Source organism: Streptomyces sp. JHA26 (genome assembly GCF_002005565.1).
Taxonomy (GTDB): Bacteria; Actinomycetota; Actinomycetes; order Streptomycetales; family Streptomycetaceae; genus Streptomyces.
In genome coordinates, this window is sequence record NZ_BDJC01000007.1 from 124,639 (window position 1) to 138,886 (window position 14,248).

The window sequence follows — 14,248 nt, forward strand, 5'->3', positions numbered from 1 at the left end:
GCGTCCTTTCCGTTGTTGCCGGGTGAGGTAGGAGGTCGGTCGCGCGCGTGGTGCCGCCGCCCGCGGGCGCCGGGTGTGGCCGCGCCGACGGCGGCGGGACCGGGCGCCGTGGCGGCCGGGGCCCGTGCGGCACCGCGCCGCGGGCACGTGTGCCGGTGCCTTCGGGCGGGAGCGGCTGTGCGCGGCACCCGTCCGGCAGCGGCAGCCGGCGTGACGGCGGTCGCCGTCCCCGTGCAGGCGCTACGGCCGGCGGCGCAGCACCGTCAGCGCCGGCAGCGTGACCGCGAGCAGGGCCAGGCCTGCGCCGGCGGCCGCGAAGGCGCCGTACAGCAGCGGTGGCGCGTAGGGCGCCGCACCGGTCGTGCCGTGCATCATCGGGATCAGCGTGGTCGCGGCGATCGCGGAGCCGAGGGCCACGCCCGCCGCCGAGACCAGCAGGCCCTCCCAGCCGAGCATCGTCAGGATCTGGCGCCGGGTGGAGCCGACCAGGCGCAGGGCGCCGAGTTCGCGACGGCGGTCCAGGACGGTCATCACCAGGGTGTTGACGGCGGCGACGGCGGCGAAGCCGCCGAGGACCGCGGCCATGGTGTTGTTCATCCAGGCGCCCAGCTTCGCGTCGAGGCCCTTCTCGGTGGCGTAGCCGGAGGCATCGGTGACCTCGCCCAAGGCGGCGAGTGCCTTCCGCGAACCGCCGCGTACCAGCAGGACGTCGTCGAAGCCCGAGGTGACGTGGTCGGCGAGGGACGCCCGGTCCATGGTCACCGTGGCCAGGCCGAGGCCGCGGCCGTAGACCGCGACGACCTCGGGGCGGGCCTCGGTGCCGTCGGGGAGGTGGAGCGGAAGCCGGTCGCCGACGCCGACGTCCGCCGAGTTCGCCAGGGTCCTGTCGACGGCGACACGGCCTCGGCCGAGCCGGTCGAGGCTGCCCTCGCGTACGTCCAGGTCCTGCACCTTCGCGAGGTCGGCGCCGGAGCCGCCGACCCCCTGGGTCGCCGCGCCCTGGAGCGACGCGAACTCACCGGCGCCGATCGGCACCAGCACCTGGGTGTTCAGCAGGCCGACGGCCGCGTCCACGCCCGGCGCCCGGGCGGCCCGCGCCGCCGCGTCCACGGGGAGCCCTGCCGGATCCGTGACCACGTGATCCGCGGTGATGCCCGCGCGCAGCTGCTCGCCGGCGGCCCGGTTCTCGCTCGTGTGCGTGAAGACGAGGGTCGAGGCGAAGGCCATGGCGAGCACGATCGGAGTGATCGCGGAGGCGAGGCGGCGCGCGTTGGTCCGGGAGTTGGCCGCCGCGAGCTGGGCAGCCGGGCCCGCGCCGCGCAGCGGGAGGCCGAAGAGGCCCGCGCACAGCCGCGCCACCAGCGGGCCGAGCAGCGCGACGGCGAACATGAAGCACATGACGACGCCGAGGGCCGCGCCGGCCGCGTCGTCGCCCGTGGAGCCGGCGGAGACGCCGGTGAGGACTCCACCTCCGACGAGGGCGCCGATGCCCAGCACGGTACGGACCGCACTCGGCCGCAGCCGCTCCACCGACGCCTCGGCGAGCGCCTGCCCCGGCTTGATCCTGGCGGGTCGCCGGCCGGCCGCCCATCCGGCGCCGAGCGCGGTGAGCAGTCCGACGACGACGGCGGCGAGGAGGGGCAGCGCGGACACGTGCAGGTCCACGGCCCGCGGGACGGCGCCGCGGTCCTGCAGCTGCCCGAACCACCAGTGCGCGAGCCCGACACCGGGCAGGCAGCCGAGGATCCCGGCGAGCGGCGCGATGAGCAGCGCCTCGGAGGCGACCGCCCGGCGGACCTGTCGCGGGGTCGCGCCGACGGCGCGCAGCAGCGCGAACTCGCGGGCCCGCTGGGACACCGACAGGGCCACGGTCCCCGCAGCGGTGAAGACCGCGACGACGGCGGCGATGCCGCCGAAGGAACCACCGATCCCGAACAGGGTGACCTTGGCGTGGCCGAGGCCGGGGTCCTCGACGGCGCCGCGGTCGTCGCCGGTGTGCACCTGGGCGCCGGAACCGGCGAGGGCCTTCTCCACCGAGTCGGCGAGGGCGTCGGCATCGGTGCCGTCCTCGGCCAGCACGGCGATGGCGTCCGCCTTGCCGGGGTGCCCGGCCAGCACGGGCGCCTGGGAGTCGGCGAACCAGACCAGGGGCCCGGCATCGCGGGCGGTGTCCGCGGGCCCGGCCTGGGCGACGCCGGCGATGCGGAAGGCCTGCCGACCGGAGGCGGTCTGCAGCACGACGGTGTCGCCGACGGCGGCCTTCGCGGCGCGGGCCGTACCCGCGTCGAGCACGACCTCGCCTCCGCGGGGCGCGGAGCCGGCGGTCAGCGCGGTACCGGTGAAGACGTGCGCGCCCCAGCCGTGCGCGGTGAGCACACCGCCCTCGACGGACAGCCCGCGTGTGCCGGAGCCTGCCCCTTCGTGCGCCACGCGCACCGGGAAGGTGAAGTCCGCGACGGCGGTGGCCGCACCCGGCGCCTTCGCGGCCTCGGCCGCCAGCCCGGCGTCCAGCCGTGCGGTGTCCGGCAGCGGGACGGCCTCCTTCTCCCGGTCCTCGCCACTGCCCGTGACGACGTACTCGTACTGGTCCGCCGCCGCGACGACCGGAGCCTTGGCGTACCGCTTCGCCGGCACCGACGCGCGCAGGCTGGTCTCCAGCAGGATTCCGCAGGCCGCGACGATCAGGGCGGACATCAGGAGCGCGAGGAAGGTCCCCGCGAAGGACGTGGGCTTGAAGCGGACGGCCTCACGGGCGAGTCCGTTGGGGCGCCTCATGCCGCCGCACCCGCCATCGCGCCCGTACGGGAGGTGAGCACGGCCATCCGCGCCGCGATCTGCTGCGCCGACCCTTGTTCGAGGTGGTCGGCGAAGGCGCCGTCGGCGAGGAACAGCACGCGGTCCGCCCAGGCTGCCGCGGCCGGGTCGTGGGTGACCATGACGACGGTGGCGCCCAGGGTGTCCACCGCGTTCCGCAGCAGGCCGAGGACCTCGGCGGCGGTGCCGGTGTCGAGGGCGCCGGTGGGCTCGTCGGCGAAGATCACGTCCGGGCCGGTGACCAGGGCCCGGGCGACGGCCACCCGCTGCTGCTGGCCGCCGGAGAGCTCGCCGGGCCGGCGCCGCGCCTTGTCGGCGAGCCCGACCTGCGCGAGCACCTCGGCCGCCCGGCGGCGGTCCTGGCGTCGCCCGGCCAGCCGCACGGGCAGCAGCACGTTCTGCTCCACGGTCAGCGAGGGCAGCAGGTTGAACGCCTGGAAGACGAAGCCGACGCGGCTGCGGCGCAGCTCGGTGAGCTTGTCCTCGCTCATACCGGTGATCTCCGTACCGCCCAGGACGACCGACCCCGACGTGGGCCGGTCGAGCCCGGCGGCGCACTGCAGGAAGGTGGACTTGCCGGACCCGGACGGCCCCATGACCGCGGTGAACGTCCCCCGGGCGAGGGTCAGGTCGACACCCGCGAGGGCGTGCACCGTCCCCGCGCCGCGACCGTACCGCCGCTGGACACCGCGCAGTTCGACGGCAGGACCGGGGGCGGCGGCCACGTCCTTCGGCCGCTCTTCCACCGTCTGCCGCTTGCCGTTGCGTAGCCTCATCTTCCGCCCTCTCACGATCTTTTCGTTCGACGGGCTGCAGAGTGCGGCGACGGCCGTGCACCGGGCGTCATACCAGGGAGCCAAACCGATGGTGCTACCCCGGTAGGGGGTGGAGGAGGGCGGGGCCCGCCCTCACGACCGAGGACGCGGCGGGGGCCCGGGGCCCCTCGGGACCGCGGCGCGCTCGACGCCGCTCGCGGGGGCTCGTCCTACTCGCCCGGGGTCACCAGGCCCGATTCGTACGCGAAGACCACCGCCTGGGCGCGGTCGCGCAGGTCGAGTTTGGTCAGGACGCGGCTCACGTGTGTCTTCACCGTCTGTTCGGCCAGCACCAGCGCCTGCGCGATCTCCGCGTTGGACCGGCCGCGGGCCACCAGGGTGAGGACCTCGGTCTCGCGTTCCGTCAGGGCTTTGAGCCGCAGCGCGGGCCTGCCCCGGGCGGCGGGACGCTGCCGGGCGAAGTCGGCGATCAGGCGGCGCGTCACGGAGGGGGCGAGCAGCGCGTCGCCCGAGGCCACGACGCGTACCGCCGTGATGAGGTCGGCCGGCGGCGCGTCCTTCAGCAGGAAACCGCTCGCGCCCGCCCGCAGCGCCTCGTAGACGTAGTCGTCGACGTCGAACGTCGTGAGCATCAGCACGCGCGGCCGGTGGGTCACACCGGGCGGGGGCGCGAGGAGGCGGCGGGTGGCCTCGAGCCCGTCCATCTCGGGCATCCGGACGTCCATCAGCACGACGTCCGGACGGGTGCGCCGGCTCAGCTCGACGCCCTGCGCGCCGTCGGGTGCCTCACCCACCACGTCGATGTCGCTCTGGGCGGCCAGCAGCGCGGCGAAGCCGGCCCGCACCATGGCCTGGTCGTCCACGACGATGACGCGCGTCGTCACGTGAAGTCCTCTCTCGTCAGGGGGAGTCGGGCTGCCACTCGGAATCCGCCGTCCGGCAGCGGCCCCACGTCGAGGGTGCCGCCGGCGATCCGGACCCGCTCGCGCATCCCGACGAGACCGTGTCCGGTGCCTCCCTCTTCGAGCGGCACGGCGGGCGGGTCCGGCGGCGGACCGTTGACGATCAGGACGGTGAGCCGCTCCCCGTCCCGCGACACCGAGACCTGTGCGGGTGCGCCCGGGGCGTGCCGTACGACGTTCGCGAGGGCCTCCTGGACGATACGGTACGCGGACAGGCCCACCGCGTCGGGCACCTCGGCGTCGCAGGCGGTGAACGTCACCGGCACGCCCGCTCGTGTCGTGGCTTCCACCAGCTGCCCGATCCGGGTCAGGCCCGGCTGGGGCGCGAGTTCGCCGCGTGCCTCCTCGTTCCGCAGCACGCCGAGGAGCCGACGCATCTCACCGAGCGACTCGCGCGCCGTCGCCGCGATGGACGTGAACTCCTCCTGCACCTCCGGAGACAGCCGCTCGAGGCGGTACGCCGCGGTGTCCGCCTGCACCGTGATCACGGACATGTGGTGCGCCACCACGTCGTGCAACTCGCGCGCGATCCGGGCCCGTTCCTCCAGCAGCGTCCGCCGCTCGCGCTCCGCCTCGCTGATCGTCTCCTGCTCCGCCAGCCTCCGCTGCACCTCGTGCCGCTCGCGGAGCGCGCCGCCGAGCAGGAGCACGACACCGCTGAGGATGGTGAGCAGGACGCTCATCGCGTTCGCGCCGTGCGGCGCGACGAAGCCCAGGCCGATGTTCGCGCCCGCCGTCGCCAGCCACACCAGCAGCAGCGTCCGGCGCGGCTCGCGCAGGCCCAGAGCGAGGCACAGGCCGATGTACCCGACGATCTCCATGGGCGGGAACGGCCACAGGAGCCGCTCCTCGAAGTCGACGGTGAGCAGGGCGAGCGCCCCGGCCACGTCCGCCAGGAAGATCACGTACCAGGCCCGCAGCGGCCGGACGACGGCGAGCAGCAGCGGTGCCGCCTGCGCCACCGCAAGGGCACTCGCGACGCCGGCGTCCAGACCGTAGTCACGGGTGAGGACCACGATGGTGGTCGGCAGCAGAGCGACACTCAGCACGAACGCCACACCCCACGGGAGCAGTCGCACCCACCGGTTCGACGCCCCCGCGAGCAGCGCGCGCGGCCCTTCCTCCACCGAGGTCATGAGCTCCACCATCCTCCGTGCGACAAGACGGCGTCGGAAGACGCGCAGCCGTCAGGCGGACCCGGCGCGACCGTGGCCACCGCTCCCCCATTACACCAGCGGCGGGGTCCGCCGATCGTCCGGGCCGGACGGTGCGCGCCCCGACGTCGGACGGGACGGCGGTGGAACGTCGTTCCGTCCGGGTCAGGGAGCCAGCACGACTCTGCCGAACACCTCCCCCGTGTCCATCCGGTGGTGAGCCAGCGCCGCCTGGTCCAGTGGCAGCACTTCGTGCACGACCGTGCGCAGGTCCCCGTGCGCGGCAGCGGCGAACTGGGACGACCGCACGGCCTGCCGGTCGGGGGCGGGCACGGTGTCGGAGCTGAAAGCGGCGAACGACAACGACTTGCGGAAGGCGTCCATCAGCCGCATGCCGAAGTCCGCCGGCGGCTGCCCGCCGACCACACCGACGGCCACGTACCGCCCGTTGGGGTTCAGCTTGTCCAGGAAGAGGGGGAGCCGGGGGCCTCCCACGACATCGATCACCGCGTCGAAGCCCACCGGTGCGTCCGGGCCGCCGCCCCCGCCGGTGCGGCCGAGGACGTGGGTGGCGCCCAGGTCCCGCAGGCGGGCGCCGCGCTCCGCGGACGAGGTGGTGACCGCCACCGCGCCCGCGCCGTTCCCGGCTGCGAGCTGGACCGCCGTGATGCCGATGCTGCCCGCCGCGCCGCGCACGAGCACCGTCTCCCCGGGCGTGAGACGGGCCCGGTCCAGGGCGAAGTGGGCGACCACTCCGGAGCCCCCGAGAGTCACCGCGTCGGCGCAGGTCAGGCCGTCGGGCAGCGCGAGGACGTCTTCGACCGCGGCGACGGCCTGTTCGGCGTACCCACCGGACAGGCCGGTGAACGCCCACACCCGCCGCCCGGTCCACGAGTCGCTCACGCCCTCTCCCACCGCGGTGATCCTTCCCGCGACCTCGCTGCCGAGGAGGTGCCCCTCCCGGAAGCCGTGGGCGGCAAGCGTTCCCCGGCGGATCACGGCGTCCACGCCGCCGACCCCGACCGCCTCCGTGGCGATCCGCACCTGCCCCGGAGCGGGGACGGGGACGGGCACATCGACGACCTCCAGGCCGTCGGGGTCGCCGAACGCCCTGATCACGACGGCTTTCATCTCTGCTCCTCGGGTCGGTTGCACGGATCGCGGCCTCTGTGGGGCCGTGGGCGACGAGCCGGCCCCCACGGCCGGGCCTCACCGGTGAAGTTCCGGGACGGGCGGCAGCACCGCGGTCCGACCGTAGAGGACGCCCCCGTCCGTTTGGTTAAAGTGAGAGACGATGACCGACCAATTGCCTCAGACGGTCCGCTCCGACGCCCGCGACAACCGGGCCCGCATCCTCGACGCCGCCCGCACGGTGTTCGGCGAAGAAGGCCTGGGCGCACCCGTGCGCGAGGTCGCCCGGCACGCAGGCGTCGGTCCCGCCACGCTGTACCGGCACTTCCCGACCAAGCAGGCGCTGGTCGCGGAGGCCTTCGCCGAGCAGCGGCGGGCCTGCCGTGCCGCCGTCCGCGACGCCCTCGCGGACCCGGACCCCTGGCACGGGTTCCGGAGCCTGATCGAGCGGATCTGCGACCTCCACGCCCGGAGCCGAGGGTTCGCCGACGCCTTCATGACGGCTTTCCCCGAGGCCATGGACTTCACCGCCGACCGGGAGCAGGCCCTGCGCGCGGTCGGTCGGCTGGCGGGCCGCGCCCAGAGGACCGGCCGGCTGCGCCCCGACTTCGTCGTCGACGACCTGGTCCTCGTCCTCACGGCCCACCGTGGCCTCCAGGACACGCCGCATGCCGCCCGGGTCGCGGCCTCCCGCCGCTTCGCCGCCTACGTGATCGACGCGTTCCGCACCGCACCGGCGACAGCGCCCACGCCGTTGCCGCCGGCCCCACGCCTGCAGTTCACCCACTCGCCCAGCACGCCGTGAACCCGTCTCGGGACGATCGTCGCGGAGCACTGGCCGGCGGCGTGGTGAACGCGGGCGCGGTGTTTCGCCGTGGTGCCCTTGTGGAACGCCCGGCGCCGCCCACTGCGCGCGCCCTTCACGCCCATCTCCGCGCACTCGAGGAACACGGCTTCGACGCGGCTCCGAGCCCGGTCCGGCTCACCGCGGACGGCCGCGAGCAGCTGACCTACGTCCCCGGCGATGTCGCCCTGCTCCCGTTTCCCCGCTGGGTGATGACGGAGACCGCCCTGAGTTCGGTGGGAAGCCTGCTGCGGCGCCTGCACGACGCCTGCGCGGCCGTCACAGTGGACACCCGCACCGCGTGGCCGGAGGCCCTGGCCGACCCGGAGGGAGGAACGATGCTGTGCCACAACGACGTGTGCCCGGAGAACGTCGTCTTCCGTGACGGCCGCACCACGGCCCTGATCGATTTCGACCTGGCGGCGCCCGGACGACCGCTGTGGGACGTCGCCGTGACCGCCCGTTACTGGGTCCCCCTGCTCGATCCCACGTCCGCGGCACCCCTGTACCCCGCCGGGCTGGATGCTCCCACGCGACTGCGCGTCCTCGCCGACGGCTACGGCCTCTCCCGGCAGGAGCGCGCGGAACTACCCGGCCTCATCGAACAGGCCACCGCATCCTGCCGGTCCTTCGTCGCCGGCCGGGTGTCCGACGGTGATCCCATCCACACACAGATGCTGTCCGAGCGTGGTGGATGGCAACGGTGGGACCGCATCCAGGAGTGGATTGCGGACCATCGGGAGACGTTCACGACCGTCCTGCTGAACTGACCGGCCGAGAGGTCGAAGGACAAGCCGGGCGGCGTCGGGCTCAATCGCACGACCGGCTGACAAGATCCGCGGACAGCGCCGCGTAGATGTACTCGCTGCCCCAGCGGTCCCCGTCGAGGTCGTTCTCGACCAGGTGCGCCTCCCGGCGCATCCCGAGGCGCTCACAGACCCCCACGGACCCGGTGTTCTCCACATCCAGCCGTGCGTAGAGCCGGTGCACGCCCAGCGTGTCGAAGGCGAACCCGGCCAGCGCCGCGGCCGCCTCGGTCGCGTAGCCGTGCCCCTGGTGGCCCGGGTCGAGAGTCCAGCCGATCTCGGCCTGGGCGGCGCGGACGTCGGCCAGGGTGAGACTCACCTCCCCGATGACGCCGGGCTCGTCGCGTCGGCAGACGGCGAGCGCCAGCTTGTCCCCGTCGGCGCGCCAGACCGTCTGCGCCGCACGCTCGGCGGCGACCTGCTCGCTGCGCTCACGCGTGTGCGTCGGCCGGTACAGGTAGCGCGCCACGCTCGGCAGGCTCTGGTAGGCGTACAGGTCGTCGGCGTCGCCGGGAGTGAACAGACGCAGCGACAGCCGGGACGTGGTCAACGGCAGCAGCGGGGCGACGTCCATGCGGACCTCCGGGACGCGGGTGTGGGTCGAGTTGCGGACGGATTGTCGCATCACGTCTGCCCCTGCAGCCACGCCTTTGTCGCGCCGGTCGCGACGTACTCGGTGCTGCCGCGACCGCCGTCCCGACGGGCGGGGCCGGCGGGGAGGGCGGCGGAGGCGTCCGGGTGGGGCGTTCGCGAGACGCACGGACCGGGACCGACGCCGACGAAGACCGTTCCCCGTTCGTGAGGTGATCGTTCCCCGGCACGGCGGCGGCTGTGGATGATGGTGCGGTGACGAGCATCAAGGACGACCACGTGAAGGTCTGTTTCCGGCTGGAGGCGGACGAGGACGGCTGGCCGCCGGCAAGCGTGGAGAGCTTGTGGGCGGTGGACCTCGGCGACGGGACCGTGCGCCTGGACAACACTCCCTGGTTCGTACGCGGGGTCGCCCGCGACGACATCATCCGGGTGGAGGTCGACGAGGAAGGGGTCCGCTGGGCCGGTGAGACGGTGCAGGCCTCGGAGAACTGCACCATCCGGCTGATCGTCCTGAAGGACGGCGGTTCATGTGCCGCACGGCAGACCGTGCTGGAGACGTTCCACCGCCTGGGCACGACCGGCGAGGGCATCGAGCAGTTCCGGATGGTGGCACTCGACGTCCCACCGGACGCCGACCTCCCCCGGATGCGGAAGCTCCTGGAGCACGGCGACGCCGAGGGGTGGTGGCACTGGGAGGAAGGGTGTGTCACCGCAGCGTGGCAGGCCACGGGAACGACGTGACCCCCATGGGACGTCCTCCCGGCCGGGGATGTGCGGGAGCGGGTGACGCCTATGCTGTTCCGGTGTCATACCCGCGACAGCTCACCCCCGAAGAGAAACTCGCCGACGCGAAGAAGCAGTTGAGCCTCCCGCGTATCGTCGTGATCTGCGGCTCCACCCGCTTCATGGCCGAGATGACCGAGGCCGATCTGCAGGAGACCAAAGCCGGGAGGATCGTCGTCAAACCGGGCTGTGACATGAAGTCGCCGCGCGAACTCAGGTCCGATCCTGTCGAGGCCGAGGCGCTGAAGGCGCGACTCGACGAGCTGCACCGGGCGAAGATCCGGCTCGCCGACGAAGTGCTCGTGGTCGGCGACTACATCGGGGACAGCACCCGAGCCGAGATCGCCTACGCCCGGTCGCTGGGCAGGCCCGTGCGGTTCACGCACCCCGAGGTCGACCCCGACGTCTGACCGCCCGCTGCCGCCTCGACAACCAGGGTCGCCGGCCCGCCGCCCGACCGTCCTCCCCCTGTGGGGCGTACGGAACCCGATGCCCTCCGGGTACGGTGCTGTGCCAAAATCCAGCGCATGGCCGTTCGATACCCGTCCCCCCTGCGTCCCGGTGACCGCGTCGGTGTCACCTCTCCGTCGAGCGGGGTCGCGAAGGAGCTGCGGGAACGCCTCGACGTCGCCGTCCGCGACGTCCAGGACCGCGGGTACGAGGTCGTCATCGGCCGGTGCATGGACGGCTCCGGGCACGTCAGCGCTTCGGCCGCCGACCGCGCGAGCGAGCTGATGTCGATGCTGACCGACCCCACCGTCAAGGCCGTCGTGCCGCCGTGGGGCGGGGAGACCGCGATCGACCTGCTGCCCCTGCTCGACTGGGACGGACTGCGGGAGGCGGAGCCCACCTGGCTCGTCGGATTCTCCGACATGTCGACCCTGATGACGCCGATGACTCTACTCACCGGGACGGCGACGGTCCACGGCAACAACCTCATGGACACGCCCTACCGGGTGCCCCGAGGACTGCGGTCGTGGCTCGACATCGTCGCGGCGCCCTCGGGGCACCGGTTCACCCAGACCCCGCCCGGCCGCCACCGGACCACCGGCTTCGACGACTTCGCCGCCTGCCCCGACATCCGCGAGTACACCCTCGACTCCGCAGGCGCCTGGACCCGGCTCGACGGGAGCGGCGACGTCCAGGCCGAGGGAAGACTGATCGGCGGCTGCATCGAAACCCTGTGCAATCTCGCGGGGACGGCCTACCTCGACGTCTCGGCCTTCGCCCACGAGGAGTCACCCGATGGGCTCCTCGTCTACGTGGAGGCAGCCGGCGACGACGCCTTCACCATCTGCCGGAACCTGCACGGCATGAGACTCGCCGGATTCTTCGACCGGGCGAACGCGATCCTCGTCGGCCGGACCCGTGCACCCGACAACCGTTCCCTCAGCCAGCACGAGGCCGTCCTCGACGCACTCGGCTCTCTCGGCGTGCCGATCATCGCCGACGTCGAATGCGGCCACGTCCCGCCCTACATGCCGATCGTCAACGGAGCGTACGGCCGCATCGTCCACACACCGAGCCGAAGCGAACTGACGCAGACCCTGGACTGACGCATCCGGCCGGCCGCCACACCTGGTGAGGGGTGCGGCGGCACCGCCTCCTGCTGCCGCGGTCCTTCGGGCACACCACGGCCGTCAGGCTGTTCACCCCCACTCGTCCGGCCAAGCCGTGCCGGCCTCTTCCCGGCCGGCGGCGCTCCCGCGCGAGCGGGTATCTCTACGCAGGACGGAGGGGGAAAAAGAGTTGTTGCGCAAACCGGCGGTACGCGCCACAAGGCGGCGGCGTCCGGCGACACATGGCCGGTGGAGGTGCTCTCGCACGCCCGGACCACGCCGCTCACAAAGACACCATACGGTCGCCGAGTTGCGGGCGCAGGGGCGCTACGGCCCGGAACTGCGCGACGTGCTGCCCGCGTTCACCGGCCTCGGTCTCGTCGTCGCCGGCCTCGCGGTAGCCCTCGCCCGGCTGTACCGCGCGCTCGGTGTCGGCGGTCTGCTGCTGGGCGTGATCCTGCTCGCGGCCGCCACGGCGGTGGGGTGGCGCTGGCGCCGTGTGGCGGTCCGCCGACGCGGCGGCATCTACACCCCGGCCGAACTGACGACGCTGGACGAGCACGGCCTGGCGGTGGCCGCCGAACGGATGCTGCGGCGCGACGGCTGGCACGTCATCCCCATGCCGGACGCGGGCCGCCCTCGGCTCTACGCACGCGACCGCGACGGCCGCCGTCTCGACGTGAGGTTCCGCCCGGCGGACCGGGCGACGGCGGACCGGGACACGTCGGCCGGTCCTGCCCCCACCCTGCGAGAGCCGGGCCGCCCCGGGGCCGACAACCCGATCCGCGTGATCGTCAGCCGGGACCCGTACAGCCGCACGGATGCGCTCCGGGCCTCCCGCCAGGGCGGCGTCCACCTGGTCGACGGCCGCCGGCTGCACCGGTGGGCCGCCGGGACCTCCCTGGACGACCTGGGCCTGCGGGCGGTGAGCACGTGACCACTCGGCTGCTGTGCGGCTGATGGCCGGGCCGACCGGCTCCGACCGGTCCTCGGCGACGGCGCCTCCCTCGGCACCGGCCTGTTCGTCCCGCGCCGCAGACGCCCCGGGCGACCGCTGCCGAAGGGCACGGTCTCCTCGAGGAGGACCTCGCTGCGGAGGTGGAGCACCGGCCCGGTGTCGGTCCGGTCACACGGTTCGCCGTCGCTCGGCGGGGCACTGGGGCTGTGAGCAGACGAGAAAGAGGGGGCTCGAGGTGACGGACCACAGCGAGGCAGGGACGGAAGGCGGCGGTTCCGGCGCCGACGTGACCGAGTCGGGACTGCTGGAGGGGCTGAGCGTGGACGATCAGCGTCCGGAACAGCCGATCCTGCTGAACGCCGACGGCAGCCCACTGGAGACGTGGCGGGAGAACTACCCCTACGACCGCAAGATGCGCAGGCGCGAGTACGAGCAGACCAAGCGCGTCCTCCAGATCGAGCTGCTGAAGATGCAGCGCTGGGTGAAGGAGACCGGCCAGCGCATCGTCGTCGTGTGCGAGGGCCGGGACGCGGCCGGCAAGGGCGGCACCATCCAGCGCTTCACCGAACGCCTCAACCCGCGCGGTGCCCGGGTGGTCGCTCTGGAGAAGCCCACCGAGCGCGAGGCCGGGCAGTGGTACTTCCAGCGGTACGTCTCCCATCTGCCGGCTCGCGGGGAGATCGTCTTCTTCGACCGCTCCTGGTACAACCGGGCCGGTGTCGAACGCGTCATGAACTTCTGCACGGACGCCGAGTACCGGGACTTCCTCCGGCAGGCTCCGATGTTCGAACAGATGCTGACCGAGGACGGCATCCTGCTGGTCAAGTTCTGGTTCTCCGTCTCCCGCGCGGAGCAGCGCACGCGGTTCGCCATCCGGCAGGTGGACCCGGTACGCCGCTGGAAGCTCTCACCGACCGACCTGGCCTCGCTGGACCGCTGGGACGACTACACGACCGCCAAGGTCGACATGTTCCGCGCCACGGACACCGAGCACGCGCCGTGGACGGTGGTGAAGAACAACGACAAGCGGCGTGGCCGTCTCGAGGCCATGCGGAGCCTTCTCTACCGGTGCGACTACCCGGCCAAGGACGAGGACAGCGTCGGCAAGCCCGATCCGCTGATCGTCGGCGCGGCGGACACCCTGCTGGAACCCGGTGAGGAGCAGACGGACCTGTCCCCGACCCCGCTGACCGGCCAGGGCGACGGCCCCGGACTGCATCCTCGGCAGGACTGAACCGGGGCCGCCGGCGGTGAGCGCACCGCCCGGACACGGACGTCTGTTTGACGGGAGGAACGGGGGTTATCCCCAAGGGAAAGACTGCCGCCGGCAGTCGAGAGCCGTGGGCCGCCCGTGACCGTGGCCGCATCCCGCGTTCCGGGACCGCGGCCGGTTCGCCGAAGCAGCCCGCACCACGCCGGGAAGGGACTGGTCGCGGTGACCGTAGTGGCACAGCAGCGCGGCGGAGGAGGCTCCAGTGGCCTCTACGACGTACTGGAACTGATCCTCGACCGGGGGCTGGTGATCGACGCGTTCATACGGGTCTCCCTCGTCGGCATCGAGATCCTGAAGATCGACGTGCGCATCGTGGTGGCCAGCGTCGACACGTATCTGCGCTTCGCCGAGGCCTGCAACCGCCTCGACCTCGAGGCCGGGCCGCGCAAGCCCGCCGGACTGGCCGAGCTTCCGGGACGCATGAAGGAGTCGGGGGCCCGGGGTGCGACGAAGGGCCTCCTGTCGGGGGCCGCGGAGACGATCTCCGACGCCTTCCAGCAGGCTCGCAGCGAGCGCCGCAGGTGACGGAGGAACCCGCGGTACGCGGGGCTGCGGTGGGGAGACCTCCGGGACGGTGCGGAGCCTGGGGCCGTG

14 protein-coding genes are annotated in these 14,248 nt (G+C 73.3%); 8 read left to right on the top strand and 6 right to left on the bottom strand.

All coding sequences use genetic code 11. The features are described 5' to 3' along the window. Window positions 1-240: 240 nt before the first annotated feature. The 5 genes from JHAT_RS06725 to JHAT_RS06745 all read right to left on the bottom strand — a co-directional run bounded on the left by JHAT_RS06725 (window position 241) and on the right by JHAT_RS06745 (window position 6,837). Window positions 241-2,775 carry an FtsX-like permease family protein gene (locus tag JHAT_RS06725; RefSeq protein ID WP_077797094.1) on the bottom strand — a complete coding sequence of 845 codons (2,535 nt, stop codon included), beginning with the start codon at window positions 2,773-2,775 and terminating at the stop codon, window positions 241-243. Beyond that, window positions 2,772-3,590 (bottom strand): ABC transporter ATP-binding protein, encoded by an 819-nt coding sequence (locus tag JHAT_RS06730; protein ID WP_171990777.1) that lies wholly within the window; start codon window positions 3,588-3,590, stop codon window positions 2,772-2,774. The genes JHAT_RS06725 and JHAT_RS06730 overlap by 4 nt, the downstream gene beginning before the upstream one ends. Window positions 3,591-3,799: 209 nt before the next feature. Beyond that, on the bottom strand, window positions 3,800-4,474 hold the full coding sequence (locus JHAT_RS06735; RefSeq protein ID WP_077797095.1) for a response regulator transcription factor: 675 nt from the start codon (window positions 4,472-4,474) through the stop codon (window positions 3,800-3,802). Further along, a complete protein-coding gene (locus JHAT_RS06740; RefSeq protein ID WP_077797148.1) occupies window positions 4,471-5,688 on the bottom strand; it encodes a sensor histidine kinase in 1,218 nt (405 codons plus the stop codon). Before JHAT_RS06740 ends, JHAT_RS06735 begins: the two co-directional genes overlap by 4 nt. Window positions 5,689-5,871: 183 nt before the next feature. Beyond that, complete coding sequence (locus JHAT_RS06745; RefSeq protein ID WP_077797096.1) at window positions 5,872-6,837, bottom strand: zinc-binding dehydrogenase; 966 nt, start codon at window positions 6,835-6,837, stop codon at window positions 5,872-5,874. A gap of 163 nt (window positions 6,838-7,000) precedes the next feature. Here JHAT_RS06745 and JHAT_RS06750 point away from each other — a divergent pair, with 163 nt between their 5' ends. Together JHAT_RS06750 and JHAT_RS06755 are read left to right on the top strand one after the other, a co-directional pair. After that, window positions 7,001-7,642, top strand: a complete 642-nt coding sequence (locus JHAT_RS06750) for a TetR/AcrR family transcriptional regulator (protein WP_077797097.1) — start codon at window positions 7,001-7,003, stop codon at window positions 7,640-7,642. An 80-nt stretch (window positions 7,643-7,722) separates the two neighbouring features. Then, complete coding sequence (locus JHAT_RS06755; RefSeq protein WP_253195421.1) at window positions 7,723-8,451, top strand: aminoglycoside phosphotransferase family protein; 729 nt, start codon at window positions 7,723-7,725, stop codon at window positions 8,449-8,451. A 40-nt stretch (window positions 8,452-8,491) separates the two neighbouring features. Here the strand turns inward: JHAT_RS06755 and JHAT_RS06760 are convergent, their stop codons facing one another. Continuing rightward, window positions 8,492-9,061, bottom strand: a complete 570-nt coding sequence (locus JHAT_RS06760; RefSeq protein WP_077797099.1) for a GNAT family N-acetyltransferase — start codon at window positions 9,059-9,061, stop codon at window positions 8,492-8,494. Between the two features lie 272 nt (window positions 9,062-9,333). Here JHAT_RS06760 and JHAT_RS06765 point away from each other — a divergent pair, with 272 nt between their 5' ends. The 6 genes from JHAT_RS06765 (at window position 9,334) to gvpJ (ending at window position 14,179) form a co-directional block, all read left to right on the top strand. Further along, entirely contained in the window at window positions 9,334-9,822 is a 489-nt protein-coding gene (locus JHAT_RS06765) for a DUF4265 domain-containing protein (protein WP_077797100.1), read from the top strand. Between the two features lie 62 nt (window positions 9,823-9,884). Beyond that, a complete protein-coding gene (locus JHAT_RS06770) occupies window positions 9,885-10,274 on the top strand; it encodes a hypothetical protein (RefSeq protein WP_171990778.1) in 390 nt (129 codons plus the stop codon). 117 nt (window positions 10,275-10,391) lie between these two features. After that, window positions 10,392-11,420: a S66 peptidase family protein gene (locus JHAT_RS06775; protein WP_077797102.1), complete on the top strand. Its 1,029-nt coding sequence runs from the start codon at window positions 10,392-10,394 to the stop codon at window positions 11,418-11,420. Window positions 11,421-11,733: 313 nt separating this feature from the next. Further along, window positions 11,734-12,360 carry a hypothetical protein gene (locus JHAT_RS06780; RefSeq protein WP_253195423.1) on the top strand — a complete coding sequence of 209 codons (627 nt, stop codon included), beginning with the start codon at window positions 11,734-11,736 and terminating at the stop codon, window positions 12,358-12,360. Between the two features lie 307 nt (window positions 12,361-12,667). After that, window positions 12,668-13,615, top strand: coding sequence for a polyphosphate kinase 2 (gene ppk2 / locus JHAT_RS06785; RefSeq protein ID WP_107481850.1), 948 nt, complete (start codon window positions 12,668-12,670; stop codon window positions 13,613-13,615). 201 nt (window positions 13,616-13,816) lie between these two features. After that, on the top strand, window positions 13,817-14,179 hold the full coding sequence (gene gvpJ, locus JHAT_RS06790; protein ID WP_077797105.1) for a gas vesicle protein GvpJ: 363 nt from the start codon (window positions 13,817-13,819) through the stop codon (window positions 14,177-14,179). Window positions 14,180-14,248 lie beyond the last annotated feature (69 nt).